The sequence below is a fragment of the Marinobacter sp. genome, from assembly GCF_033722735.1.
Lineage (GTDB): Bacteria > Pseudomonadota > Gammaproteobacteria > Pseudomonadales > Oleiphilaceae > Marinobacter.
The window spans coordinates 30,013-53,466 of record NZ_JAWVYN010000015.1 but is presented as its reverse complement, the minus strand read 5'-3'; the positions used below and the strand labels follow the sequence as shown (position 1 = coordinate 53,466).

The window sequence follows — 23,454 nt, the reverse complement described above, 5'->3', positions numbered from 1 at the left end:
ACTGGGCACAGATAGCTGGCGATGTCTCAGGAGGCTCGCTCGGCACACGGATAACAACAGAGGTATCTCGCTATGGCCGTTTCATCTTCTTTTTTCAAAGCACTGGTTGCCGCTGCCCTGATGGCTGGCGCAGGCGTGGCCTGGGGCCATGGCAATGTGACACCGCAGCCGGTGGACACCGGCGCGCTGCCGGATCTGGGGACCGAGGCGCTGATGGAGAACCCGTTTCGCGAAGGTAATGAGCATGGCGATCTGAACGCCAAGGCCATCGAAATTGGCAAGAGCGGTTACGCCGGCAACTGCGCCGGGTGCCACGGCATCGAGGCGATGTCCGGTGGCCTGACGCCGGACTTGCGGGAGCTGACCGAGTGGGATGATGAGTACTTCATCGGCCGGGTGATGAACGGGACTGAGCGCGGTATGCCGTCGTTCAAGAACAGTCTGAACCAGACTGCCATCTGGTCCATTCGTACCTACGTCGAGTCCCTGCCCAAGCCGGAGTGATCCGGTTCGGCAGTGGTCCTGGCGCACATCACAGCGAGGTGATGGGTATGAACAGTCTGCGTTGCCTGTCCATTCTGGTGCTGCTCCTGTTCAGCGGGTCCGCCCTGGCGGAGCTGGTGCTCAACCGGGCGCCGGAGCGCACCCACGACATTGTGATCGACTCCGGTTACCTGAATGTCGGGGTGTATGACAATTTTCCGCCGTACTCGTTTATGCAGGATGGTGAGCCGGCCGGTGTCGATGTGGACATCGGCCGGCATATTGCCCGTGAGCTGGGGGTGGAATTCCGGGTGCACTGGATCGTACCGGATGAAACCCTGGAAGACGACTTGCGCAACAACGTCTGGAAGGGGCACTACCTGGCCAAGACTCGAGTGGCGGACGTGATGATGCGGGTGCCCTACGACAAGACCTACGCCTACATGCGCGACTCCACCGGCGAGGTGATCAACGACCAGGTGGTGCTGTTCGGGCCCTATCAGCAGGAGCAGTGGCAGATCGCCTTTGATCCCGAGGCGCTGGACGGCGTGCCGACCATGGCGGTGTTCCAGTACCACCCCATCGGGGTGGAGATCGACACCCTGCCGGACACCTACCTGACCTCGGCCTTCCGGGGCCGACTCCGCAACCAGGCCCACCACTACCGCTCCGTGGCCGACGCCTTCGACGCGATGGTGGCCGGCGACGTCAGCGCGGTGATGGGCATGCGGGGGGAGATCGACTACCTGCTGAGCCGGAACGCCGAACACGGTTTCCAGCCGGCCAGCAACGGCTTCCCAGGCATCACCAAGCAGGTGTGGGATGTGGGCATGGCGGTCAAGCACACCCATCGTCAGCTGGGCCACGCCATCGAAGCCATCGTCGACAGGCTGGTGCGAAACGGTGAAATGGCCGAGATCTTTGCCCGCTACGGCCTGCGTTACGAGATGCCGGGGTTCTACCAGGCAATTTTGAGTGCAGCCAATGAGGAGTGAATGCTGTGGGACGGATCGTTTTGCTGTTCTTTATCCTGTTGGGCGGACCGGTGCAGGGGGCGGTCCCGGAGGACCCTTTCGGTTCGCCCATGTGGGAGTACAACCTGAACCGTTACCTGGGGGAGGGCCGTGAGGTGGTCCTCGATGAGCGTGTAGTGCTCACGGTGCCGCCGTTTGCCGAGGATTCCGCCCAGGTCCCGCTGACCCTGGACCTGTCCGGGTTCCCCGGAGAGGTGGACGAGATTGTCACCTGGATCGACCTGAACCCCATTCCTCATCTGTTCACCCTGACACCGGGCGCCACGCCCACCCGTCTGATTTCCCTCAACTTCCGCGTGCAGCAGGCCACCACGGTGCGGGCGGCGGTGAGAGACCGCCACGGCGTCTGGCACATTGGCAGTGCCTATGTGGATGCGGCGGGCGGGGGCTGCACGGCGCCCAGCCTGACCGCGGCCAATCCCGACTGGGAAAGCAACTTCGGCACCATCCGCGGCGGCGCCTTCTCCCAGGTGCCCGGGGTGCGCTACAAGTTCAGCGTCATGCACCCCATGGACTCCGGCATGGTGGGAGACGTGCCCGCGTTCCATATCGAGTCGGTCAGGTTGGCGGTGCCGGGCGCCGATGAGCCCCTGTTGTCCATGACCCTGTCCCAGTCGGCGGCCGAGAACCCGATGTTCGTCTTTGAGCTGGAGCGACAGCCCGCCGGGGCCATGCTTTGGCTGCGCGACAACAACGGCAACGTGTTCGAGCGGCGCCTCGGAGGTGGGGCATGATTGTGCGGGGGCTCAGTCTGCTGTGGCTGTTGGGCTGGTCTCTCATCGGGGTGGCGGACGAACTTCGGTACGCCCTGGAGGCGACGCCGGTGGCGACCAATACCTGGGTAGTGGAGGGCAGTACCGGCAATTTTTCCCGCGACAACGGCGGCAATATCGTCAACGTCGCCTTCATTGCGACCGGCGATGGCGTGGTAGTGATCGATACCGGACCCTCCCGGTTGTACGGCGAGGCCCTGCGCGCACTGATTGAGGCCACCACTGACGAGCCCATCCGTCACGTGCTGCTGACCCATCACCACCCGGATCATGTCTTCGGCAACCAGGCCTTCGATCCGGACACCCTGTACATGCTGGACAGCGGTCGCCAGGCATTGGCCCGGGAGGGGGAGGCTTTCTCCGACAACATGTATCGCCTGGTGGGTGACTGGATGCGGGGTACCGAGGTGGTGGTACCCGCCAACACCCTGGCGCCTGGACCGCTGGTGGTGGGCGACCACCGCTTCTGGCTGATGGAGTTCAGCGGCCACACCGGCTCCGACCTGGTGGTGTTTGATGAGAACACCGGGGTGCTGTTTGCCTCCGACATGGTGTTCTACAACCGGGCCCTGACTACCCCCCAGAGCCCGGGGCTGATGGTATGGGCGAAGGAGCTGATGGCGCTGAGCGAGCTGCCCTACACCCTGGTGGTACCGGGGCACGGGCCGGTGGTGTCCGACGATTCCGCGTTCCGTCAGATGAACGACTATCTGTCCTGGCTCTACCAGACCCTGAGCAAGTCCGCCTCCCGGGGGCTGACCCTGGCGGAGGTGATGAACCTGCCGATTCCGGACCGTTTCCAGGGAATGGCCGGCACCCGCTACGAGCTGATTCGGACCACCACCCATCTGTATCCCCGTTACGAGAAAGCGGCCCTGGAGCTGTTGCCGGAACGGTAAGCCCCGGTATTGCCACTGCGTCGTCGGCGAGCGGGTCTTACTACCAAGTGATGAGAAAACCTGTGCTGGGGGGGAATTGTTGCGCAAGGCACTTCCCCCAAGAATCAGGGGCAGAGGCGGGAACACTTCCCGGTTCGTTGCTGAAACTGACAACAAGAGAATTGGAGAGCGCAACCATGAGATCGAATCGGATCGGTATGCAGTTTACTGCCAGCGCCCTGGCGCTGGCTGTCTCGTACGGGGCTCACGCAGTCACCGACGAGGACATCCTGAACGACCATTTGACCACCGACGATGTGGTCAGCTACGGCATGGGCCTGCAAGGCCAGCGCTTCAGCACCCTGGACACCCTGAACAGCGAGAATGTCCAGAACCTGCAACCGGTCTGGGCCTTTGCCTTCGGCGGCGAGAAGATGCGGGGCCAGGAATCCCAGCCGATGGTGAAGGACGGCGTTATGTACGTCTCGGCCTCCTATTCGCGGGTCTACGCCATCGATGCCAAGACCGGCGAGGAGATCTGGCAGTACGACGCCCGTCTGCCGGACGGCATCATGCCCTGCTGCGACGTGATCAACCGGGGGGTTGCCCTGTACGACGACAAGGTCATCTTCGGTACCCTGGATGCCAAGCTAGTGGCCCTGAACAAGGACACCGGCAAGGTGGTGTGGATCAAGAAAGTGGCCGACTACCAGGCCGGTTACTCGATCACCGCCGCGCCGATCATCGTCAACGGCAAGCTGATCACCGGTGTGTCCGGCGGCGAGTTCGGTATTGTCGGCAAGGTGGAAGCCTACGACCCGAATACCGGCGAAATCCTGTGGACCCGTCCCACCGTGGAGGGCCATATGGGTTACGTCTACAGGGACGGCGAAGCCATCGAAAATGGCATCTCCGGCGGTGAGGCCGGCCGCACCTGGCCGGGCGATCTGTGGAAGAACGGTGGCGCCGCCACCTGGCTGGGCGGTACCTACGACCCGGTCACCGACACCCTGTTCTTCGGCACCGGTAACCCGGCCCCCTGGAACTCCCACCTGCGTCCCGGCGACAACCTGTTCTCGTCCTCCCGTCTGGCCATCGATCCCAACGACGGCAGCATCAAGTGGCACTTCCAGACCACGCCCCATGACGGCTGGGACTACGATGGCGTCAACGAGCTGATCTCCTTCGACTACGAGGAGGATGGCGATGTCATCCACGCCGCCGCCACCGCTGACCGGAACGGGTTTTTCTACGTGCTGAACCGGGAGAACGGCGACTTCATCCGCGGCTTCCCGTTTGTCGACAAGATCACCTGGGCCGAGGGCCTGGATGAGAACGGCCGTCCGATCTACACAGAGGGCGGCCGTCCGGGGAACCCGGCCGAAGTCTCCGCCGAGAAGGGCGAGCCGGTGCTGGCACAGCCCTCCTTCCTTGGCGGCAAGAACTGGATGCCGATGGCGTTCAACCAGGAGACCGGCCTGTTCTACGTGCCCTCCAACGAGTGGGCGATGGACATCTGGAACGAGCCGGTGTCCTACAAGAAAGGGGCGGCTTACCTGGGGGCCGGGTTCACCATCAAGCCAGTGAATGACGACTACATCGGCGTGCTGCGGGCCATCGATCCCAAGACCGGCGAAGAGGTCTGGCGCCAGGAAAACACCGCTCCGCTGTGGGGCGGCGTGATGACCACCGCCGGCGACCTGGTGTTCACCGGTACCCCGGAGGGTTACCTGAAGGCGTTCGACGCCAACACCGGTGATGAACTGTACCGCTTCAACACCGGTTCCGGTGTGGTAGGCACCCCCATCACCTGGGAGATGGACGGCGAGCAGTACGTCTCCGTGGCCTCCGGCTGGGGCGGTGCGGTCCCGCTCTGGGGCGGTGAAGTGGCCCGGGTGGTCAAGGACTTCAACCAGGGCGGTATGGTGTGGACGTTCAAGCTGCCGAGTGACCGGGTAGCGAGCAACTGATCCATCCGAATCCCGCTTCAAGGGCCGCTCTGCGGCCCTTTTTTATGGGGTGTCCGGTGGGCATTTTCGTGGGTGTGAAAACTACGACCAAGGGAGGAGTTTTTCCCGTCCAAGGACCCATTGGCGCTCCCGGTGGTGGGGTCTAAAGTGGACCTGAAAGCGTAAGGGCCAGAGGAGTTTTCAAGGCTCCGGGGCCTGGCGAATACCACAACAAGAGGGCGATCTCATGATCTACGCACAACCCGGACAGGAAGGGTCCGTCGTCTCCTTCAAATCCCGTTACGACAACTACATCGGAGGCGAATGGGTGGCTCCGGTCAAGGGCCAGTACTTTGAAAACATCACCCCGGTCAACGGCGAGGTGATCTGCGAAATTCCCCGCTCCACCGCCGAGGACATCGAGCTGGCGCTGGACGCCGCCCACAAGGCCGCACCGGCCTGGGGGCAGACATCGGTGACCGAGCGCTCCAACATCCTGCTCAAGATTGCCGACCGCATCGAGGCCAACCTGGAGAAGCTGGCGGTGGCCGAGACCTGGGACAACGGCAAGGCGGTTCGTGAAACCCTGAACGCCGACATCCCGCTGGCGGCCGATCATTTCCGGTACTTCGCCGGCTGCATCCGGGCGCAGGAAGGGCACATGGGTGAGATTGACCACAACACCGTGGCCTATCATTTCCACGAGCCGCTGGGGGTTGTCGGCCAGATCATTCCCTGGAACTTCCCGCTGCTGATGGCGGCCTGGAAGCTGGGTCCCGCCCTGGCCGCCGGTAACTGCACCGTGCTGAAACCGGCGGAGCAGACGCCGGCCAGCATCCTGGTGCTGATGGAACTCATCGGTGACTTGCTGCCGCCCGGCGTGCTCAACGTCGTCAACGGCTACGGCATCGAGGCCGGTCAGGCCCTGGCCACCAGCAAGCGCATCGCCAAGATCGCCTTCACCGGCTCCACCCCGGTCGGTTCCCACATCCTCAAGTGCGCGGCGGAGAACATCATCCCGTCCACCGTGGAGCTGGGTGGCAAGTCGCCGAACATCTACTTCCCGGACATCATGAATGCCGAGCCCGAGTTCATCGACAAGGCCGTGGAAGGTGTGGTGCTGGCCTTCTTCAACCAGGGTGAGGTATGCACCTGCCCGTCCCGTGCCCTGGTCCACGAGGACATCTACGACGACTTCATGGCCAGGGTGGTAGAGCGCACCAAGGCCATCAAGCGTGGCAACCCGCTGGATACCGACGTCCAGGTCGGCGCCCAGGCCAGCAAGGAACAGTTCGAGAAGATCATGTCCTACCTGGAGATCGGCAAACAGGAAGGCGCCCAGGTGCTGACCGGCGGTGACTGTGAGCAGTTGGGCGAAGGCTTCAACAACGGTTTCTACATCCAGCCGACCCTGTTCAAGGGCGACAACAAGATGCGGGTGTTCCAGGAGGAGATCTTCGGCCCGGTGGTGGGGGTGACCACCTTCAAGACCGAGGACGAAGCCCTGGCCATCGCCAACGATACCGAGTTCGGCCTGGGCGCCGGTGTCTGGACCCGGGACACCAACCTGGCGTACCGCATGGGCCGTAACATCCAGGCCGGTCGGGTGTGGATGAACTGCTACCACGCCTATCCCGCTCACGCGGCGTTCGGCGGCTACAAGAAGTCCGGTGTTGGTCGCGAGACCCACAAGATGGCGTTGGAACACTACCAGCAGACCAAGAACATGCTGGTGAGCTACGACACCAACCCTCTGGGCTTCTTCTAAGAACCTGTCTGGGTTCCTGAACGGATTCTGAGTCAAGCGTTTATTAGGTGTTGTTGTGCCCGGGCTATCGCGGAGTCAGCCCGGTGACGAGTCGGCGCACGGACGTGCACTGAGTTCCCGGCGCCCTGCCGGGCCCGCAACGGTTCTGCGTTGCGGGGATCAATGGGTCTTCCTGCCATCGCTTACGGTCCTGTCCCAGGGCCGTTTTTTTTTGCGTATCGGTCAGGCTCTGTCCTCAAAGAATCCAATGGTGACGATGGTGCAATTGTCCTGGAAGGGCGCCTCGGCTTCCTGCAGCCGCTCGAACAGGTGATTGCGACAGTTGACGATGGCCTGGCCTGCCTGCTCGGCGTCGCCGGCCCGTGCCAGTGCCGCCTGTGACCTTACCAGCGCGGCCGCCAGTTCATCGTGAGGCAGGGTTTCCAGGCCGTCGCTGGCCAGGATCACCAGGTCCCGGTCCTGCAGGGGCAGGGGGTGATCGGAGCGGTCGACTTCCCGGATCGGCCTGCCATCCACGGCACTGAACAGCACATTGCCCATCATGCGCAGCTCGTCGGCGTGGGCGGCATCACCGGCGGCCGCATACCGCTCGGCCAGGTAGCGGCCATTGTGCTTCTCGTTCAGCGGTAACAGGCGGCCGTCCCGGTAGAGGTACAGCAGGGAATCGCCCACCGACAGCCATTCGATGGTGTCTTCGGCCTGGTGCCAGAGCAGGGCAATCAGGGTGGTCCCCATGCCGGTCTTCTCCGGTTCCCGTGTGATCAGTTGGGTCAGTCCCTGATTGGCCGCCTCCAGCGCGCGCGCCAGTCGCGCCGCCGGGGGCGTGGAGACTGGCGGCGGCTGCCGGTAACTGGCGATGAAGTGCTCCACCACCGTGTCCGCGGCCAGATCGCCATGGCCCATGCCCCCCATGCCGTCGGCCAGCAGGAACAGGGTGTCCTTGGCCGGGGTTAGCGGGGTGGGGAGCCGTCGTACGTCACCGCCGACCGTGGCGGTTTGCTTTTCCACCACGGCGTAGCGGTCTTCCTGGTACTTGCGGCGACCCTGGATCTGGCCACCGCTCCATCCGGCGATCATGGCTTGTTCTCCGTTACCACCACGGCGGGTGGTTCGCTGTCCTGTGTCGGGCACTACTATGATTAAGTCGAGGTGCCGTAAAAATTGGGCCAGAAGGCTCCGCCATAAGTTCCATGGCCCGGGACTGAAATTGCTTCCAAAGTACCATGTTGGCACCGGCACTCCGGCGTTAGCATCGAAGTTGAGTTACCGGCAGAGCCGCTAACCAAACCCTGCTTACGACAACAATGAAGAGGAAAGCAACATGTGGACCAAACCAGCGTATGAAGATTTGCGGATTGGCTTCGAAGTGACCATGTACTTCGCCAACCGCTGAGTACTGTGCCATTAGTACTTTGCCATTAGCCAAGTATCGGCCAATCGCCCACGGGTGACGGCCAGCTGTGAGGCTGGCCGTTCCCGCCCTGGAGTTCCGCCATGCACATTCACGTCCTGGGATCCGCCGCCGGTGGTGGCTTCCCGCAATGGAACTGCAACTGCCGCAATTGCACCGGGGTGCGCAACGGCACCATCAACGCGGTTCCCCGTACCCAATCCTCCATTGCCATCAGTGAAGATGGCACACACTGGATATTGTGCAACGCCTCGCCGGATATCCGGGCCCAGCTGGCGTCGTTTGCGCCCATGCAGCCGGCGCGTCGGGTACGGGATACCGGAATCAGCGCGATCCTGCTGATGGACAGCCAGGTGGACCATACCACCGGCCTGCTTTCGCTGCGTGAGGGCTGCCCGTTCGATGTCTGGTGTACCGAGCAGGTGCACGCCGACCTCAGCTCCGGCTTCCCGCTGTTTACCATGCTGTCCCACTGGAACGGCGGCCTGAACTGGCGCCCCATGCCCTGCCAGGACGATGAGTCCTTTACCATCGACTGTGCCCCGTCGCTGCGGTTCACTGCCATTCCCCTGCTGAGCAATGCCCCGCCGTATTCGCCCCGTCGGGACAAGCCCCATCCGGGGGACAACGTCGGCCTGTTTGTCGAAGACGCCCGAACCGGCAAGACTCTGCTCTACGCGCCGGGGCTCGGTCAGCCGGACGAGCGTATCCTGAGCTGGATGACCCGGGCCGACGTACTGCTGGTGGACGGCACCGTGTGGCGGGACGATGAGATGCAGCGCTGCGAGGTCGGCGCCAAGACCGGTCAGCAGATGGGGCACCTGGCCCAGAGCGGCCCCGGTGGCATGATCGAGGTGCTCGATGCACTGGATGCCGAGCGAAAGGTCCTGATTCACATCAACAACACCAACCCCATCCTCGACGACGATTCCCCGGAGCGGGCGGAACTGACCCGCCATGGCATCGACGTGGCCTGGGACGGGATGCACCTGGATATGTCGGAGGCGCCATGAACGCTGCGGTTGAGACACCCATGAGCCGGGTGGATTTTGAACAGGCCCTGCGGGCCAAGGGCGAGCTGTACCATATCCACCATCCCTATCATCGGGCCATGTACGGCGGCCAATGCACCCCGGAGCAGATCCGGGGCTGGGTGGCCAACCGCTACTACTACCAGGTGAATATCCCCCGCAAGGATGCCGCCATCATGGCCAACTGCCCGGACGCCGAGGTTCGCCGGCTATGGCTGCTGCGGGTACTGGACCATGACGGCCATGACGGCGATCAGGGCGGTATCGAGGCCTGGCTGCAGTTGGGCGAGGCGGTCGGCCTGAGCCGCGAGGAGCTGATCGACCAGCGCCATGTGTTGCCCGGCGTGCGGTTCGCGGTGGACGCCTACCTCAACTTTGCCCGGCGGGCGAGCTGGCAGGAGGCCGCCTGTTCCTCGCTGACCGAACTGTTCGCCCCCGAGATCCATCAGAGCCGTCTGGACAGCTGGCCCCAGCATTACCCCTGGATTGAGGAACGCGGTTACTGCTACTTCCGCAAGCGGTTGGCCGAGGCCCGGCGGGATGTGGAGCACGGCCTGGCCATCACCCTGGATCACTTCACCACGGTGGGCCAGCAACAGCGGGCCCTGCAAATACTACAATTCAAGCTGGATATCCTATGGTCTATGTTGGATGCCCTGACTATGGCTTATGTGCACCAGACGCCGCCGTACCATACCGTGACCGATCAGCCCGTCTGGCACCGGGGGCTGGGGCTGTGATGGGCGGGGTCCCCAAGCTCCGCCCGGGCTTCCGCTTCCAGTGGGAACCGGCGCAGGATTGCCACGTGCTGCTGTACCCGGAGGGCATGGTGCGGCTCAATGGCAGTGCCGGGGCGATCCTGGCGGAAGTGGATGGCCAGCGCTCGGTAGCCGACATCGTCCGCGTCCTGGAACAGAAATTTCCGGACGCGGGCTCCCTGGCCGAGGATGTGGAGGAATTCCTGCAGGACGCTCAACGGCAACACTGGATCTTGCTGTCATGACACCGCTAGCCGATGGACAGGACCGGGTGGGACCGCCGTTGTGGTTGCTGGCGGAACTGACCTACCGCTGTCCGTTGCAGTGTCCCTACTGCTCCAACCCGCTGGACTATGCCCACCGCGAGCAGGAGCTGACCACCGAGCAGTGGCTCAGTGTGCTGCGCCAGGGACGGGCGATGGGGGCGGCACAACTGGGGTTCTCCGGCGGCGAGCCGCTGGTGCGCCAGGACCTGCCCGAGCTGATCGCCGAGGCCCGTCAGTTGGGTTATTACAGCAACCTGATCACCTCCGGCCTGGGGCTCACCGAGACCAAGGTCAACCGGTTCCGGGACGCCGGTCTGGACCATATCCAGGTCAGTTTCCAGGCGTCCGATCCGGAGTTGAACAACGCGGTCGCCGGCTCCCGCAAAGCCTTCGAGCAGAAACTGGCCATGGCCCGGGCGGTGAAGGAGGCCGGCTACCCCATGGTGCTCAACTTCGTCATCCATCGTCACAACATCCACCAGATGCGGGACATCATCGACCTGTGCCACCGGCTGGGGGCGGACTACGTGGAACTGGCCACCTGCCAGTACTATGGCTGGGCCTTCCACAACCGGGAGGGGCTGATGCCGTCCCGCAGCCAATTGGAGGCCGCCGAGCGGGAAGTGAACGAGCAGCGGGCGCGGCTGGCGGATGCCGGCTCGACGATGAAGCTGATCTTCGTCACCCCGGATTACTACGAGGAACGCCCCAAGGCCTGCATGAACGGCTGGGGCAGTCTGTTCCTGACCGTGGCACCGGATGGCACCGCCTTGCCCTGCCACAGTGCCCGGCTGTTACCCATCGACTTTGCCAATGTCCGCGACGAGTCGTTGCGGAGGATCTGGTACGACAGCCCCGGCTTCAACCATTACCGGGGTGATAGCTGGATGCCCGAGCCTTGCCGCTCCTGCGACGAGAAGGACAAGGACTTCGGCGGCTGCCGTTGCCAGGCCTACCTGCTGACCGGCAACGCCGACAACGCCGACCCGGTGTGCAGCAAATCCCCCCATCACGATCGTATCCTGGCGGCCCGGCGCGCGGCGGATCACGCCACCGCCGGCCTGGAGGAGTTGACCTATCGCAACCCCAGCAATTCCCGGCTGTTCTACCGCAGCGGCTGAGGGAACCGTCCTCACGCCGGATCAGGCTGCGGCCGCCCAGGGCCAGCGCGAGGCCCTGCAGGTCAGTGCCGCCGGAGTCTTCTGGCTGGAACTGGATGCCTCCACTGGGGGCTGCGCCCTCTGGTGTCACCGGTCCGGGGGCACCCGCTGTGTGACCCCGGCAGGCTACAGCCTGCGTTCCCAGGTTAACGGCTACGGTGGCGGCGCGTTGTGCGCCTTCGAGACCGAACTGTTTGGTGTGAACGCCGAGACCCAGCAGATTGACCGCATCGACCCGGAAACCGGTGCCATTGCCCCGCTGACCCGCACCGACGGCGCCCGCTACGGCGGCCTGGTGGCCGACCCGGTGGGGACGCGGGTGCTGGCCGTGCGGGAATGGCTGGCAACGGCCGGCAGGGAGCCGGGTCAGGAACTGGTGGCGGTGGCGCTGGATGGTCGGGTGACCGTCTTGCACGCCGGCGCCGACTTCTATTCTGCGCCGGCGGTCTCCGCCGATGGTCGGCATCTGGCCTGGGTCAGCTGGGCGCTGCCCGCCATGCCCTGGCAGGTATCCACCCTGTGGCTGGCGGAGGTGGGTCGCCGCGGCGAGCTGTTGGCCCCCATGCCGGTGCCGACTCCGGAACCAGCCTCGGTCCAGCAGCCCACCTTTGCCGGTAGCCGGTTGTGGGTGCTGTCAGACCACGGAGGCTGGTGGCAGCCCTACGAGGTGGATGGGCAGGGGCGGGAGCCTGGCTGGTTGCCATTGACCGAACGACCGGCGGATCATGCCAACGCCCCCTGGCAGCTGGCCGAGTCCCATCACCGGGCCCTGCCCGATGGCGGCTGGGCCCGGGTGTGTTACCACCAGGGCGTGGGCGAACTGTGGCTGAGCGCTCAGGCGGGCGCCACTCCGCGTCGGGTGGCGCCGGAGTGTGTCGATTTCCGCGGCCTGCAGGTCTACCGGGGGCGGCTCTATGCCCTGGCCAGCCGCGTCGATACCGCAACCTGTGTGGTAGCACTGGACACGCGGCACCCGGATCGGCCCGAAGTGATGGTGCTGGCGGGAGGCGAGCGGCTGGTGCCGGCGACCTCGCTCAGCCGCCCCCGGCCGTTCCAGCTGCCGGGTGAGCGGGACGTCAACGGGCCGGTGGCGTCCGGTTTTTACTATCCACCGGCGACCCCGGCTTCGTCCGACCCGCCACCGCTGATCGTCAACCTGCATGGCGGCCCCACCTCGGCGGCCTACCCGGCGTTCAACCCCCAGATCCAGTTCTGGTGCCAGCAGGGCTTTGCCGTGGCGGAGGTGAATTACCGCGGCAGCAGCGGGGCCGGCCGGGCCTGTCGGCTGGCGCTGGCGGGGCAGTGGGGGTGTCTGGACGTTGAGGACGCCATCGCTGCCGCCGATCACCTGGTGGACCGTGGGCTGGCTGATCGCCGGCGACTGTTTATCCAGGGCCGCAGCGCCGGCGGCTACACGGCGCTGATGGCCATGGTCCGCAGCAACCGGTTCCGGGCCGGCGCCAGTCTGTTCGGAGTCAGCGACCCGGGCCCCTTGCGAGCGCAGACCCACCGATTCGAATCCGGCTATCTCGACTGGCTGCTGGGGGATCCGCGGCAGCACCCTCAACGCTGGCGGGCGCGAACGCCGGTATTGCAGGCCCACCGGATCCGCGGGCCGGTGGTGTTTTTCCAGGGCGGTCGGGACTCGGTGGTGGTGCCGGAGCAGACCGAACGCATGGCCGCCGCCATGGCACAGGCGGGCGTGCCGGCCGAGGTCCATCTCTTTCCCGAGGAAGGTCACGGCTTCCGTCTCCGGCGTAACCAGGCGGCTATGTTGGCGAAACTGCTGGCGTTCTACCGTCAGCAATGGGCGTGACCAATGAACCCCATGACAACATGAGTTAAACTCTGAAGGGTACCGCGCAAGGCCAGGGACTGGGGCGCATCGATTGACAATAATAATTATCAGAGAGCACCCATGAGTCACGATATCTCGTCTCTGCGCAAGTTTGTCTCGCCGGAAATCGTCTTCGGTGCCGGTGCCCGCAAGTCGGTCGCCAACTTTGCCAGCAACTATGGCGCTCGCCATGTGTTCCTGGTGTCTGATCCGGGGGTGGCCGCCGCAGGCTGGGTGGCGGAGATCGAAGGGCTGCTGCGGGAGGAGGGCTTCGAATGCACCGTCTTTACCGATGTTTCGCCCAACCCGCGGTCGGAAGAGGTGATGACCGGGGCCGAACTGTACCGCTCCAGGCAGTGTGACGTCATTGTGGCGGTTGGGGGGGGCAGCCCGATGGATTGTGCCAAGGGCGTCGGCATTGTCATCGCCCATGATCGCAACATCCTCGAGTTTGAGGGGGTGGACACCATCCGGATGCCATCGCCGCCGTTGATCCTGATTCCCACCACGGCCGGTACGTCGGCGGACGTCTCTCAGTTTGCGATCATCTCCGACCGGGCGCGGCGCTTCAAATTCTCCATCATCAGCAAGGCGGTGGTGCCGGATGTATCGCTGATCGACCCGGAAGTGACCCAGACCATGGATGACTTCCTGACCGCCTGCACCGGTGTGGATGCCCTGGTGCACGCCATCGAGGCGTTCGTCTCCACCGGCAGCGGCCCGCTCACCGACAGCCACGCCCTGGAGGCCATCCGCCTGATCAACCGGCACCTGGAACCGCTGCTGCAGCGGCCCACCGACGCCCAGCTGCGGGAACACATCATGCTGGCTTCCATGCAGGCGGGGCTGGCGTTCTCCAATGCCATTCTCGGGGCGGTGCATGCCATGTCCCACAGCCTGGGGGGGTATCTGGACCTCCCCCATGGCCAGTGCAACTCGCTGCTGTTGGAGCATGTGGTGGCCTACAACTTCCAGTCCGCGCCGGAGCGCTTCCGGCTGGTGGCCGACACCATGGGCATCGATACCCGTGGCATGAACTCTGCCGAGGTCAAGAAGCGGCTGATGGCGCGGATTGTCGAACTCAAGCGGGCGGTGGGGCTGGAAGGCAAGTTGGGGCAGTTGGGGGTGTCCAATTCCGACATCCCGTACCTGTCCCAGTTCGCCATGAAGGACCCCTGCATCATGACCAACCCTCGCAAGTCATCCCGGCGGGATGTTGAAGTGGTCTATGAAGAAGCACTCTGACGAGCACAGCGACTACGATGTTGGCGACCTGCTGGGGCTGGGGTCCCACTCGGTTCGCAAGAATTACTACCCCGAGCTGCAGGCACGGATCGACGAGCTGGAGCGGGAGAAAAACCGCTACAAGTGGCTGTTCGAGAATGCCCTGCACGGCATTTTCCAGGGCGACCTGCGCGGCGGGTTCCTGGTCCTGAACCCGGCCATGGCCAAGATTTGCGGGTACGCCGGGCCGGAGGATCTGAAGAAACGGGTACGCCGACTGCGGGAACAGCTGTTCTACACCATCGGCGAGTTTGACGGCCTGCGCGAGGAGCTGATGGACTTCGACCGGGTGGTTGCCCGGGAAGTACGGCTGCGTCGGGCCGATGGCCAGCCGGTGGATGTGGCCGTCACCCTGCTGCGTCGCCCCGATCTGGGGGCGGAAGTGGTGGAAGCCTTTGTACTCGACATCACCGAGCGGGTGGAAGCCCGCAAGCGCCTGGAACAGCTCAACGCCGAGCTGGAACACCGGGTGGATGAGCGGACCCGGGCGCTGAAGTCCGCCAACGAGGACCTGCGCTACCAGATTGCCGAGCGGAAAAAGGTCGAGCAGGAACTGGTGGTGGCGGTGGAAGCCGCCAAGGAAGCCAACCGCAGCAAGGACAAGTACCTGGCCGCCGCCAGCCATGACCTGCTGCAGCCGCTCAATGCCGCCCGCCTGCTGGTGTCATCGTTGCAGGACAGTGACCTGCCGGACCGGGAGAGCCACCTGGTGGACCGGGTCCATCGGGCGCTGGAAGGGGCCGAGGATCTGCTTGCCGATTTGCTGGACATCTCCAAGCTGGATCAGCAGGCGATGAAACCGGACCTGGTCCCTGTCGACGTTGGCGAGCTGGTGCAGGGACTGGGGGAGGAATTCGAGCCCGTGGCCCGGGATGCCGGCCTGGCCTTCCGGGTCCGGCATCGTGCGGTTACCGCCCGTACCGATCCCCGCATGATGACCCGGATTCTGCGCAACCTGCTCAGCAATGCCCTGCGCTATACCCCGCAAGGTCGGGTGCTGCTGGCCATGCGCCGACGCCGGGACCGACTCGACCTGGAGGTCTGGGATACCGGGGTAGGCATTGCGCCGGACAAGCTGGAAGACGTTTTCACCGAGTTCCACCAACTGCCCCAGGCGGGCAAAGGCCGCAAAGGCGTCGGCCTGGGGCTGGCGATTGTCGATCGCATGGCCCGGGTTCTGGGCTGCCAGATTCAGGTGACCTCGACCCCCGGCAAGGGCTCCCGTTTCCGCTTGTCCCTGCCCATAGACAGTACGGCCCAGCAACTTGCTACCCCGGCGGCACCGGCCAGGGAAGCGGTGCTCGCCCATACCCTGGAAGAGACGGTGGTGCTGGTCATCGACAACGAGCCGGATATCCTGGTGAGTATGCAGGCCCTGCTCGAACGCTGGGGCTGTCGGGTGCTGTTGGCGACCGATACCGACGAGGCGCTGACGCAGTGCCGTGACGAAAAGGTGGTGCCGGACGCCATACTGGCGGACTTCCACCTGGATAACGACCTGACCGGTTGTGAGGCGATTTATGCGGTCCGTCACCACTGCCAGACGGGCATCCCCGCGGCCATCATCACCGCAGACCGCAGCGATGCCTGTCGCCGGCTGCTGCAGGCCCAGTCCCTGCCGGTGCTGAACAAGCCGGTCAAGCCCAATCGCCTGCGGGCGCTGCTCACCAGCCTGGTATCCTCGCCAGTCGCCGCCGAATAGGCCTTTCCGGCGATATGCCGAGGTGCCCCGAGCTTCCTCCCAATTCTGACCTACACTGTAGAAACCACAGGAGCCTTTGGGGTTCCTGAAGGGTGACTGTCGAGAATGTGTGGAGGAGAGTGTAATGCCGACTTCGGAAAACGCCCTGACCAATCATGAAGTGACCGTCTGCCTGGCCGGAGGCGCTGTCCTGGGACCCTTCAACGCCACCTGGACCCGCGATTCCGGTGGTGACGTCCGGGAACTGGTGCGGGAGTATGATGCCTTTTTGCAGGGGGAGCCCCAGAAACGCTTCAAGTTTCACCTGCACGATACCTACACCAATACCGTGCATACGCTGATCCTCAATTTCGAGCAGATCACCGGGATCTGTGACCACGTCCGGCTCAAACACTAGTGTCCCCAACCCGCCATCGGGCCGACGGCGGATAGCGGTGGCGAAAGGGAGGTTGTCATGACCGATTACAGAACCGAGTCCGACAGTCTGGGGGAGGTGCAGGTCCCGGCCCAGGCCCTGTGGGCGGCCCAGACCCAGCGGGCGATTGAAAACTTTCCAATCAGCGGCCAGCCCATGCCGGCCGCCTTCATTCACGCCGTGGTGCAGGTCAAGCGGGCCGCGGCGGAAGCCAATACCAGCCTGGGCCTGCTGGATGTGGCGTTGCGGGATGCCATCCTGGCCGCCTGTGACGAGGTGCTGGAGGGCCTGCACGCCGACCAGTTTCCGGTGGATCGCTACCAGACCGGTTCCGGCACCAGCACCAACATGAACGTCAACGAAGTGCTCGCCAACCTGGCCCGGGGGCAGGGGCACAGTGTGCACCCCAACGATCACGTCAACATGAGCCAGAGCTCCAACGACGTGATCCCCACCGCCATTCACGTCAGCGCGGTCACCGAGGCCCAGCACCGGCTGCTGCCGGCCCTGTCCCACTTGCGGGGGGTGATCTACGAGCGGGAGGCGACGTTCAACGACCAGGTCAAGACCGGCCGCACCCACCTGATGGACGCCATGCCGGTTACCCTGGGCCAGGAGCTGCGTACCTGGCGGGAGCAACTGTACGCCGCCGAGAAACGGGTGGAACACGCAATCGAGGACCTGCTGGCGATCCCCCAGGGCGGAACCGCCGTGGGCACCGGGGTGAACGCGCTGGCGGAGTTTCCGGAGCAGTTTGTCCGCTTCCTGCGTGCCGCCACCGGCTTTTCCTTCTCTGCGCTGGAGCACAAGTTTGTCGCCCAGAGCGCGGTGGATGCCCCGGTGCACCTGTCGGCGCAGCTGCGGGGGGCGGCGGTGGTGATGGCCAAGATCGCCAACGACCTGCGCTGGATGAACAGCGGGCCGATTCATGGCCTGGCGGAAATCAGCCTGCCGGCGTTGCAACCGGGCAGCAGCATCATGCCGGGCAAGGTCAACCCGGTGATCCCGGAGTCGGTGGCCATGGTGGCCGCTCAGGTCATGGGGCTGGACAGCGCGGTGGTGGTGGCTGGCCAGTCCGGCAATTTCCAGCTCAATGTCATGCTGCCGCTGGTGGGGGCCAACCTGCTGGAGATGATCGGGTTGCTGACCAACGCTGCCAGCAACCTGGCGGACAAGGCGCTGCGGGATTTCACCGTGAACGCCGAGACGCTGGAGGCCGCCGTGGGCAAGAACCCGGTGCTGGTAACGGCGCTCAACCCGGAGATTGGTTATGAACTGGCCGCGGATATCGCCAAGGAGGCCTACCGGACGGGGCGGCCGATCATCGACGTGGCGGAGGAACGGTCCGGCTTGGACCGGGCTCGCCTGGAACAGTTGCTGGATCCGCTGAAGCTGACCCGCGGCGGAGTCGCCGAGGGCTGAGGTTCCAGCCGGGCTGCCAGCGCTGGAGGACTGCGGGTGTTACTGCTAACCCTGTTCGCGATGCTGGTGCTGGCCAATGGCGTGCCAGTCCTCGCCCATCGTCTGCTGGACGGGCGTTGGTCGGCGCCGTTGGATGGCGGCCGGCCCTGGCGGGACGGGCAGCCTCTGTTCGGCAGCAGCAAGACCTGGCGGGGCCTGGTCACCGGCAGCCTGGCCTGTACCCTGTTGGCCGTGCTGGTGGGGCTGGGCGTCGGCTTTGGACTGGTGTTTGGGTTGCTGGCCCTGGGAGGGGATCTGCTCAGCAGCTTCATCAAACGCCGGATGGGACTGGCCTCCAGTGCCCGCGCCCTGGGGCTGGATCAGCTGCCCGAGGCCGCCCTGCCGATGGTGTTTGCGGTGCTGGTGCTGCCGGTCACCTGGTTGCAGGCGTTGCTGGTGGTGGCGGTCTTCAGCGGCGCCAATATCGTCTTCTCGCCGTGGCTGTACCGGCTCGGCATCCGCCGTCACCCTCACTGAAGGTCTTTTCAGACTGGGCCGCGGGTGAGGGTGTGCAGGGTGATCTCCGGTGGGCAGTTGAGGCGGACGTTGACCACCGAGGTGCCGCAGCCGGGGGAGGTATAACCCTGCATGCCGTTATAGTGCCAGTAACCCCGTCCGAGGGACCGCGGACAACTGGAATCGAGGGTGACCGGTATGCCCCCGGGCAGGCAGATCTGACCGCCGTGGGTATGCCCGCACAGGAACAGGTCGTAGCCGGCGTGGGCGGCTTCCCGCCAGATTTCCGGGGTGTGGCTGAGCAGAATGCTGACCGCCCCGCTGGGAATGTCGTCACCGGCCTTGTGCAGGTTGTGCACCTTGAAGAAATGGGCATCGTCCACGCCGGCGACAAAAAGGGAGGCGCCGTCCCGCTCGATTTCCGTATTCTCGTTGAGCAGCATGCAGTAGCCCATGTCCTCCATGGGCGGCAGCATGCGGATGCTGTCATGATTGCCCAGCACGGCCAGCGGGGTACCGCGAATTGCCTCCCGCAGTCGAGCCATGCCTTCCAGGGCGGCGTCGACGGGCCCCCAGGTGAGCTTGCGGTAGTCGCCGGTGAGGACGCACAGATCGTAGTCCAACTGGCTGATCCGTCCGATCACCGCCTTCAGGTTGAGTTCGTCCATGTCGACATGGAGATCGCTGAGATGCAGGATCCGGAAGCCCTCGAACGCCGGTGGCAGGTCGGGCACCCGGAAGCCATGCTCGACCACCGTCAGCGCCCGGCTGTTGTCCTGGCCCCGGTGCAGCAGGCCGGACACCCTCAGGCAAAAACGGATCAGGCGAGGGGCTGAGGCCCAGTTTTCCAGGTGGAAAGAGTGATGGTCCTGGCCGAAGACATGGGCTTCGTACTCCCGTTCAATACCCAGACGCTGGCGGGCATGGACCGGACCCAGCCGCAAACTTAACCGGTAATCCAACAGCTCATCCTGCGAGACAGGAGACGGGGCTCGGGCAGTCATACGCATTCCCGGAGTTGCTCTGGTTCTTTTTTTAGTATGGTTGGCTCTCGCCTCGGTGCAACCGAGATGAGGGAATGTTCATGTTCCCCGGCCCAGACCGTCCGGAACTTTGCCTGGGATCGCGGGTCCTCCCTGTGAACATCGACCGGCGTGGAGCGCCCTGGGGAAAGCTGGTAAGGGGCCGTCAGGGCGTTCACACTGTCACTCCCACGATCACCCACATAGGCAAGTGAGGCGGATATGAGTACTTCCTGCAGCATTCCCGGAATGAATGTACCCCGGAGCCGGTTTCCCGACCCCGAGCTGGATCTGCCGGCCGGCTCGGGCGAAGCGCAAAGCGTGGTGCTGGCGGGGGGCTGTTTCTGGTGTGTGGAGGCGGTGTTCCTGGCGTTGGATGGGGTGGTGAGTGTCGCCTCCGGCTACGCCGGCGGCAGCGCGGACACGGCCAATTACGAGGCGGTCTGTTCGGGCACCACCGGCCACGCGGAGGCCGTGGAGGTTCGCTACGACCCGGCCGTCGTCAGCTTTGGCCAGCTGTTGAAGGTGTTCTTCTCGGTGGCCCACGATCCGACCCAACTCAATCACCAGGGCAACGACCGGGGCCCCCAGTACCGGTCTGCCGTATTCTATGGCTCGGAGGAGGAAAAGCGGGTTGCTGAGGCCTACATCCGCCAATTGGACGCGGCGGGCGTCTACCCGGCGCCCATCGTGACCAGCCTGGAGCCCCTGGAGACCTTCTATCCGGCGGAAGGCTATCATCAGAACTTCGTGGCCCGGAATCCACATCAGCCCTATGTGTTGGCGGTGGCGGCGCCCAAGGTGGAGAAGCTGAAGGAAGCCTTCGGGGCCCAGCTGAAACCGGACTTTCGAGACCAGTGAACGAACAAGAGGAGACCGATATGGCAACTTCCGCCGCAGGGTACGACCTGACGCCCCTGGATGACAGCGAGATAGCCCGACGAGCCGCCGGGCTGACTCCCGAGGAGCGGGCCGTGTTGCTCGACCACGGTACCGAGCGGCCCTTCTGCGGCACTCTGCTCGATAACAAGACGCCTGGGGTCTACTACTGCCGGCTGTGCGAGCTGCCCCTGTTCAGCTCGGAGGCCAAATTCGACTCCGGCACCGGTTGGCCAAGCTTCTTCCAGCCGTTTGACCCGGAGCACATCCGCTACCTGCAGGACCGTACCCTCGGCATGACCCGTACCGAGATCCGTTGCCCCCGCTGTGACAGCCACCTGGGCCATGTATTTCCCGACGGACCGCCGCCAACCGGCCAGCGTTACTGTCTGAACTCCATTGCCATGGAATTCCGGGCCAGCGAGTGACGGGCTGTCATACGGTTGTCATCATTGATCCCTAGTCTTGACCGTGAGTTTAGTGACTGCGTTGTTGTCGTGCTTGGCCCTCCGGGGCGCACGTTACTCAGGCAGGAAGCCTATGGACCGCCACGGATGGCGGTTTTTTCTTTATCACTTCCCCCATCCTTTCCGGTAACCCGTGGCGTTTGGCAGCGCTGAACGGCCACGAGGTAATCCTGTTCAAGAGACGATGTCCGCGCGCCTGCCGCTACCGGTGCTCCTGGCACCCTTTTCAAGTGGCGATTCTATTCGTCCGGATGATCTATCGACGTTATAATCCAGCGTATTTGCTCAGAACTGCCCGGATCTGGGCGGAAGTCTCCGAGAAAAGGGAAGTACATGAACCGACTCAATATGAGCCCGTTGGTGGAATCGGCCACGCTGTTGCGTCGTGCCGGGGTGGTGCTGGGGTCCGTTGGCCTGACCGCCCTCTATTGTCTGTTGGTGCTGTTGCGGGCGCTGTTTGGTCAGCTTAACCGGCCGATTGTGGACCAGTACTGCCGGGAATGGTCGGCGGCCCTGCTGCGGCTGGTGCGGATCAGCCTGGCGGTTCGCGGCGAAGTACCGGATTTCGGGGATGGGCGTCGTTATATCGTCATGTCCACCCACGCCAGTCACTACGATATCCCGGTCAGTTTTGTCTCCCTGCCCGGGTCCATCCGCATGCTGGCCAAGAAGGAACTGTTCCGGATTCCCCTGCTGGGGACGGCAATGAGAGCCGCGGAATTTCCCTCCATTGACCGGGCCGATCGCCAACAGGCCATGAAAGACCTGAACAAGGCGCGGACGATGATGGAAAGCGGCATCGTGCTGTGGGCTGCGCCGGAAGGAACCCGGTCGCCGGATGGGCGCTTGCAGTCGTTCAAGAAAGGCTGCTTTCACCTGGCCCTGGACACCGAAGCAGTGATTGTGCCGGTGGCCATCCGCGGGATCCACCGGGTGCTGCCGGCACGCACCTGGCAGATCAACCTGGGCCAGCCGGTGGATGTGCGGGTCGGCACGCCCATCGACACCGCCGGCAGGTCCAAGCAGGACCTGGAGCGGGTGATGACGGAGGTCCGTGACAGTATGGAAGGGCTGCTGGGCGACGGCGAGGCGGCCTGAGCTGGCCGCCCCTGCGGCAGGGCTTACAGGATGACCGTGGACACCAGGTAGCTGGTATAGCCCACATAGGTCAGTAACAACAGCGCGCCCTCCAGGCGGCTGATGCTGCGCTCCGAGCTGAATACCCGGAGGCTCATGAACATCAGCGCGGCGGTCAGCACGGTCATCAGGGTCCAGTCCCGGTAGAGGACCTCCATATCCACCGTCAGCGGGTGAATGGTGGCCGCCAGACCCACGACGGCCAGGGTGTTGAAGATGCCGGAGCCGAGAATGTTGCCCAGGATCAAATCGTGCTCATTCTTCTTCACCGCCGCAATGGACGAGGCCAGTTCCGGCAGCGAGGTGCCGATGGCGACAATGGTCAGGCCGATGATCAGGTCGCTGACTCCCAGCCCCTGGGCAATGGTGACCGCCCCCCAGACCAGCAGGCGGGAGCTGGCGATCAACAGCACCAGCCCAACCGCCAACCAGGCCAGGGCGGCGTTCAGCGCCATGGGATGTTCCACCAGCTCCGCCTCGGTTTCCCCACCGAAGGGGTCCTCCTTGCCGCGGAGGCCCTGGACAATGGACCAGCCCATCACTGCCGTGAACACCGCCAACAGGATGCCGCCGTCGAGTTGGGTGAGCTCTCCGTCCAGCAGTTGGAAGCCGGCAATGGCGCTCAATCCCAGCAGTAGAGGCAGTTCCTTGCGCAGCACCTGGGAGTGCACGGCGATGGGGCTGATCAGGGCGACCAGGCCGATGATCAGGGCGATGTTGGTGATGTTGGAGCCGTAGGCGTTACCCAGCGCCAAGCCGGGATTGCCATCGGAGGCCGCCATGGCGGACACCGCCAGTTCCGGCGCGGAGGTGCCGAAGCCGATGATCACCATGCCGATCAACAGGGTGGGCATGCCCAGGTGTTTGGCGGTTGCGGCGGCACCGTCCACAAATCGGTCGGCGCTCCAGACCAGAAGTACCAGGCCTGCCATCACGGCGGTTATTGCCAGCAGCATTCGTTACGCCTCAGTTGTGAAAGTTAGCGGGGTGGCACCCCCGGTTGCAGCGCGGGGGCCGAAATTGGTGGCCAAGATACCGCATATCGGTGGCAAAGGTCAGCCCCAAACGGGCTGTTTGCAGTCTCAAACCGCTTCTCGAGGGCCTCGTGGTGGGGGCGTGGGCGACCGTTGGCGCGATGTTGGCGAGTGGACACCAAAGTGGCAGTGAAATTCTTTGTCAGGGATGACAAAATAGCGCGCAGTCGCCTGGATGGGAGTGCTCTCCCGTAGTCCGGGCCCGGTGTGATCCGGCGTAGGGATGCTGCGAGAGTCGGTGCCTTCCCG

23 protein-coding genes are annotated in these 23,454 nt (G+C 64.3%); 20 read left to right on the top strand and 3 right to left on the bottom strand.

The window, feature by feature from the left end; translation table 11 throughout:
• Positions 1-72 precede the first annotated feature (72 nt).
• The 6 genes from pedF to R3175_RS12175 all read left to right on the top strand — a co-directional run bounded on the left by pedF (position 73) and on the right by R3175_RS12175 (position 6,885).
• Positions 73-504, top strand: coding sequence for a cytochrome c-550 PedF (pedF, locus tag R3175_RS12200; protein WP_318944560.1), 432 nt, complete (start codon positions 73-75; stop codon positions 502-504).
• A 47-nt stretch (positions 505-551) separates the two neighbouring features.
• Complete coding sequence (locus R3175_RS12195; RefSeq protein WP_318944559.1) at positions 552-1,478, top strand: substrate-binding periplasmic protein; 927 nt, start codon at positions 552-554, stop codon at positions 1,476-1,478.
• A gap of 5 nt (positions 1,479-1,483) precedes the next feature.
• Positions 1,484-2,251, top strand: a complete 768-nt coding sequence (locus tag R3175_RS12190; RefSeq protein WP_318944558.1) for a quinoprotein dehydrogenase-associated SoxYZ-like carrier — start codon at positions 1,484-1,486, stop codon at positions 2,249-2,251.
• Positions 2,248-3,189, top strand: a complete 942-nt coding sequence (locus R3175_RS12185) for a quinoprotein relay system zinc metallohydrolase 1 (RefSeq protein WP_318944557.1) — start codon at positions 2,248-2,250, stop codon at positions 3,187-3,189. Before R3175_RS12190 ends, R3175_RS12185 begins: the two co-directional genes overlap by 4 nt.
• A gap of 176 nt (positions 3,190-3,365) precedes the next feature.
• Entirely contained in the window at positions 3,366-5,138 is a 1,773-nt protein-coding gene (locus R3175_RS12180) for a PQQ-dependent methanol/ethanol family dehydrogenase (protein ID WP_318944556.1), read from the top strand.
• A 226-nt stretch (positions 5,139-5,364) separates the two neighbouring features.
• Positions 5,365-6,885, top strand: coding sequence for an aldehyde dehydrogenase family protein (locus tag R3175_RS12175; protein ID WP_318944555.1), 1,521 nt, complete (start codon positions 5,365-5,367; stop codon positions 6,883-6,885).
• Between the two features lie 222 nt (positions 6,886-7,107).
• Here R3175_RS12175 and R3175_RS12170 read toward each other — a convergent pair whose 3' ends face one another.
• Complete coding sequence (locus R3175_RS12170) at positions 7,108-7,962, bottom strand: PP2C family protein-serine/threonine phosphatase (protein ID WP_318944554.1); 855 nt, start codon at positions 7,960-7,962, stop codon at positions 7,108-7,110.
• A 244-nt stretch (positions 7,963-8,206) separates the two neighbouring features.
• On the opposite strand from R3175_RS12170, the gene pqqA reads away from it, so the two are divergent.
• The 11 genes from pqqA (at position 8,207) to R3175_RS12115 (ending at position 18,687) form a co-directional block, all read left to right on the top strand.
• Positions 8,207-8,278 carry a pyrroloquinoline quinone precursor peptide PqqA gene (gene pqqA, locus R3175_RS12165; RefSeq protein ID WP_007153157.1) on the top strand — a complete coding sequence of 24 codons (72 nt, stop codon included), beginning with the start codon at positions 8,207-8,209 and terminating at the stop codon, positions 8,276-8,278.
• Positions 8,279-8,379: 101 nt separating this feature from the next.
• Positions 8,380-9,309: a pyrroloquinoline quinone biosynthesis protein PqqB gene (gene pqqB, locus R3175_RS12160; protein WP_318944553.1), complete on the top strand. Its 930-nt coding sequence runs from the start codon at positions 8,380-8,382 to the stop codon at positions 9,307-9,309.
• The gene (gene pqqC / locus R3175_RS12155) at positions 9,306-10,067 is read left to right on the top strand and encodes a pyrroloquinoline-quinone synthase PqqC (protein WP_318944552.1); all 762 of its coding nucleotides are present in this window, start codon (positions 9,306-9,308) and stop codon (positions 10,065-10,067) included. The genes pqqB and pqqC overlap by 4 nt, the downstream gene beginning before the upstream one ends.
• Complete coding sequence (gene pqqD / locus R3175_RS12150) at positions 10,067-10,330, top strand: pyrroloquinoline quinone biosynthesis peptide chaperone PqqD (protein WP_318944551.1); 264 nt, start codon at positions 10,067-10,069, stop codon at positions 10,328-10,330. Before pqqC ends, pqqD begins: the two co-directional genes overlap by 1 nt.
• A complete protein-coding gene (gene pqqE, locus R3175_RS12145; RefSeq protein WP_318944550.1) occupies positions 10,327-11,472 on the top strand; it encodes a pyrroloquinoline quinone biosynthesis protein PqqE in 1,146 nt (381 codons plus the stop codon). The genes pqqD and pqqE overlap by 4 nt, the downstream gene beginning before the upstream one ends.
• Before the next feature lie 151 nt (positions 11,473-11,623).
• A complete protein-coding gene (locus R3175_RS12140) occupies positions 11,624-13,327 on the top strand; it encodes a S9 family peptidase (RefSeq protein WP_318944549.1) in 1,704 nt (567 codons plus the stop codon).
• Between the two features lie 102 nt (positions 13,328-13,429).
• On the top strand, positions 13,430-14,593 hold the full coding sequence (gene ercA / locus R3175_RS12135; protein WP_318944548.1) for an alcohol dehydrogenase-like regulatory protein ErcA: 1,164 nt from the start codon (positions 13,430-13,432) through the stop codon (positions 14,591-14,593).
• Positions 14,577-16,334, top strand: a complete 1,758-nt coding sequence (locus R3175_RS12130) for a NahK/ErcS family hybrid sensor histidine kinase/response regulator (protein WP_318944547.1) — start codon at positions 14,577-14,579, stop codon at positions 16,332-16,334. Before ercA ends, R3175_RS12130 begins: the two co-directional genes overlap by 17 nt.
• A 124-nt stretch (positions 16,335-16,458) precedes the next feature.
• Positions 16,459-16,731, top strand: coding sequence for a hypothetical protein (locus R3175_RS12125; protein ID WP_318944546.1), 273 nt, complete (start codon positions 16,459-16,461; stop codon positions 16,729-16,731).
• A 57-nt stretch (positions 16,732-16,788) separates the two neighbouring features.
• Positions 16,789-18,171, top strand: coding sequence for a class II fumarate hydratase (locus tag R3175_RS12120; protein WP_318944545.1), 1,383 nt, complete (start codon positions 16,789-16,791; stop codon positions 18,169-18,171).
• Positions 18,172-18,207: 36 nt separating this feature from the next.
• Positions 18,208-18,687: a CDP-archaeol synthase gene (locus tag R3175_RS12115; RefSeq protein ID WP_318944544.1), complete on the top strand. Its 480-nt coding sequence runs from the start codon at positions 18,208-18,210 to the stop codon at positions 18,685-18,687.
• 8 nt (positions 18,688-18,695) lie between these two features.
• Here R3175_RS12115 and R3175_RS12110 read toward each other — a convergent pair whose 3' ends face one another.
• Positions 18,696-19,670 carry a metallophosphoesterase gene (locus tag R3175_RS12110; RefSeq protein ID WP_318944543.1) on the bottom strand — a complete coding sequence of 325 codons (975 nt, stop codon included), beginning with the start codon at positions 19,668-19,670 and terminating at the stop codon, positions 18,696-18,698.
• Positions 19,671-19,910: 240 nt separating this feature from the next.
• Here R3175_RS12110 and msrA point away from each other — a divergent pair, with 240 nt between their 5' ends.
• The 3 genes from msrA to R3175_RS12095 all read left to right on the top strand — a co-directional run bounded on the left by msrA (position 19,911) and on the right by R3175_RS12095 (position 22,132).
• A complete protein-coding gene (msrA, locus tag R3175_RS12105; RefSeq protein ID WP_318944542.1) occupies positions 19,911-20,549 on the top strand; it encodes a peptide-methionine (S)-S-oxide reductase MsrA in 639 nt (212 codons plus the stop codon).
• 20 nt (positions 20,550-20,569) lie between these two features.
• The gene (gene msrB, locus R3175_RS12100) at positions 20,570-20,995 is read left to right on the top strand and encodes a peptide-methionine (R)-S-oxide reductase MsrB (protein WP_318944541.1); all 426 of its coding nucleotides are present in this window, start codon (positions 20,570-20,572) and stop codon (positions 20,993-20,995) included.
• A gap of 372 nt (positions 20,996-21,367) precedes the next feature.
• Positions 21,368-22,132 carry a lysophospholipid acyltransferase family protein gene (locus R3175_RS12095; RefSeq protein ID WP_318944540.1) on the top strand — a complete coding sequence of 255 codons (765 nt, stop codon included), beginning with the start codon at positions 21,368-21,370 and terminating at the stop codon, positions 22,130-22,132.
• A 23-nt stretch (positions 22,133-22,155) separates the two neighbouring features.
• Here the strand turns inward: R3175_RS12095 and R3175_RS12090 are convergent, their stop codons facing one another.
• Entirely contained in the window at positions 22,156-23,127 is a 972-nt protein-coding gene (locus tag R3175_RS12090; protein ID WP_318944539.1) for a calcium/sodium antiporter, read from the bottom strand.
• Between the last annotated feature and the right edge of the window lie 327 nt (positions 23,128-23,454).

Excerpts from the sequence above, each read along its gene's own strand:
- R3175_RS12185 (WP_318944557.1), top strand. The coding sequence starts at position 2,248 with ATGATTGTGCGGGGGCTCAGTCTGCTGTGGCTGTTGGGCTGGTCTCTC.
- R3175_RS12095 (WP_318944540.1), top strand. The coding sequence starts at position 21,368 with ATGAACCGACTCAATATGAGCCCGTTGGTGGAATCGGCCACGCTGTTG.
- R3175_RS12090 (WP_318944539.1), bottom strand. The coding sequence starts at position 23,127 with ATGCTGCTGGCAATAACCGCCGTGATGGCAGGCCTGGTACTTCTGGTC.
- msrA (WP_318944542.1), top strand. The coding sequence starts at position 19,911 with ATGAGTACTTCCTGCAGCATTCCCGGAATGAATGTACCCCGGAGCCGG.
- R3175_RS12180 (WP_318944556.1), top strand. The coding sequence starts at position 3,366 with ATGAGATCGAATCGGATCGGTATGCAGTTTACTGCCAGCGCCCTGGCG.
- msrB (WP_318944541.1), top strand. The coding sequence starts at position 20,570 with ATGGCAACTTCCGCCGCAGGGTACGACCTGACGCCCCTGGATGACAGC.
- pqqD (WP_318944551.1), top strand. The coding sequence starts at position 10,067 with ATGGGCGGGGTCCCCAAGCTCCGCCCGGGCTTCCGCTTCCAGTGGGAA.
- pedF (WP_318944560.1), top strand. The coding sequence starts at position 73 with ATGGCCGTTTCATCTTCTTTTTTCAAAGCACTGGTTGCCGCTGCCCTG.
- R3175_RS12195 (WP_318944559.1), top strand. The coding sequence starts at position 552 with ATGAACAGTCTGCGTTGCCTGTCCATTCTGGTGCTGCTCCTGTTCAGC.
- R3175_RS12110 (WP_318944543.1), bottom strand. The coding sequence starts at position 19,670 with ATGACTGCCCGAGCCCCGTCTCCTGTCTCGCAGGATGAGCTGTTGGAT.
- R3175_RS12120 (WP_318944545.1), top strand. The coding sequence starts at position 16,789 with ATGACCGATTACAGAACCGAGTCCGACAGTCTGGGGGAGGTGCAGGTC.
- pqqC (WP_318944552.1), top strand. The coding sequence starts at position 9,306 with ATGAACGCTGCGGTTGAGACACCCATGAGCCGGGTGGATTTTGAACAG.
- pqqB (WP_318944553.1), top strand. The coding sequence starts at position 8,380 with ATGCACATTCACGTCCTGGGATCCGCCGCCGGTGGTGGCTTCCCGCAA.
- R3175_RS12125 (WP_318944546.1), top strand. The coding sequence starts at position 16,459 with ATGCCGACTTCGGAAAACGCCCTGACCAATCATGAAGTGACCGTCTGC.
- R3175_RS12170 (WP_318944554.1), bottom strand. The coding sequence starts at position 7,962 with ATGATCGCCGGATGGAGCGGTGGCCAGATCCAGGGTCGCCGCAAGTAC.
- ercA (WP_318944548.1), top strand. The coding sequence starts at position 13,430 with ATGAGTCACGATATCTCGTCTCTGCGCAAGTTTGTCTCGCCGGAAATC.
- pqqE (WP_318944550.1), top strand. The coding sequence starts at position 10,327 with ATGACACCGCTAGCCGATGGACAGGACCGGGTGGGACCGCCGTTGTGG.
- R3175_RS12130 (WP_318944547.1), top strand. The coding sequence starts at position 14,577 with ATGAAGAAGCACTCTGACGAGCACAGCGACTACGATGTTGGCGACCTG.
- R3175_RS12175 (WP_318944555.1), top strand. The coding sequence starts at position 5,365 with ATGATCTACGCACAACCCGGACAGGAAGGGTCCGTCGTCTCCTTCAAA.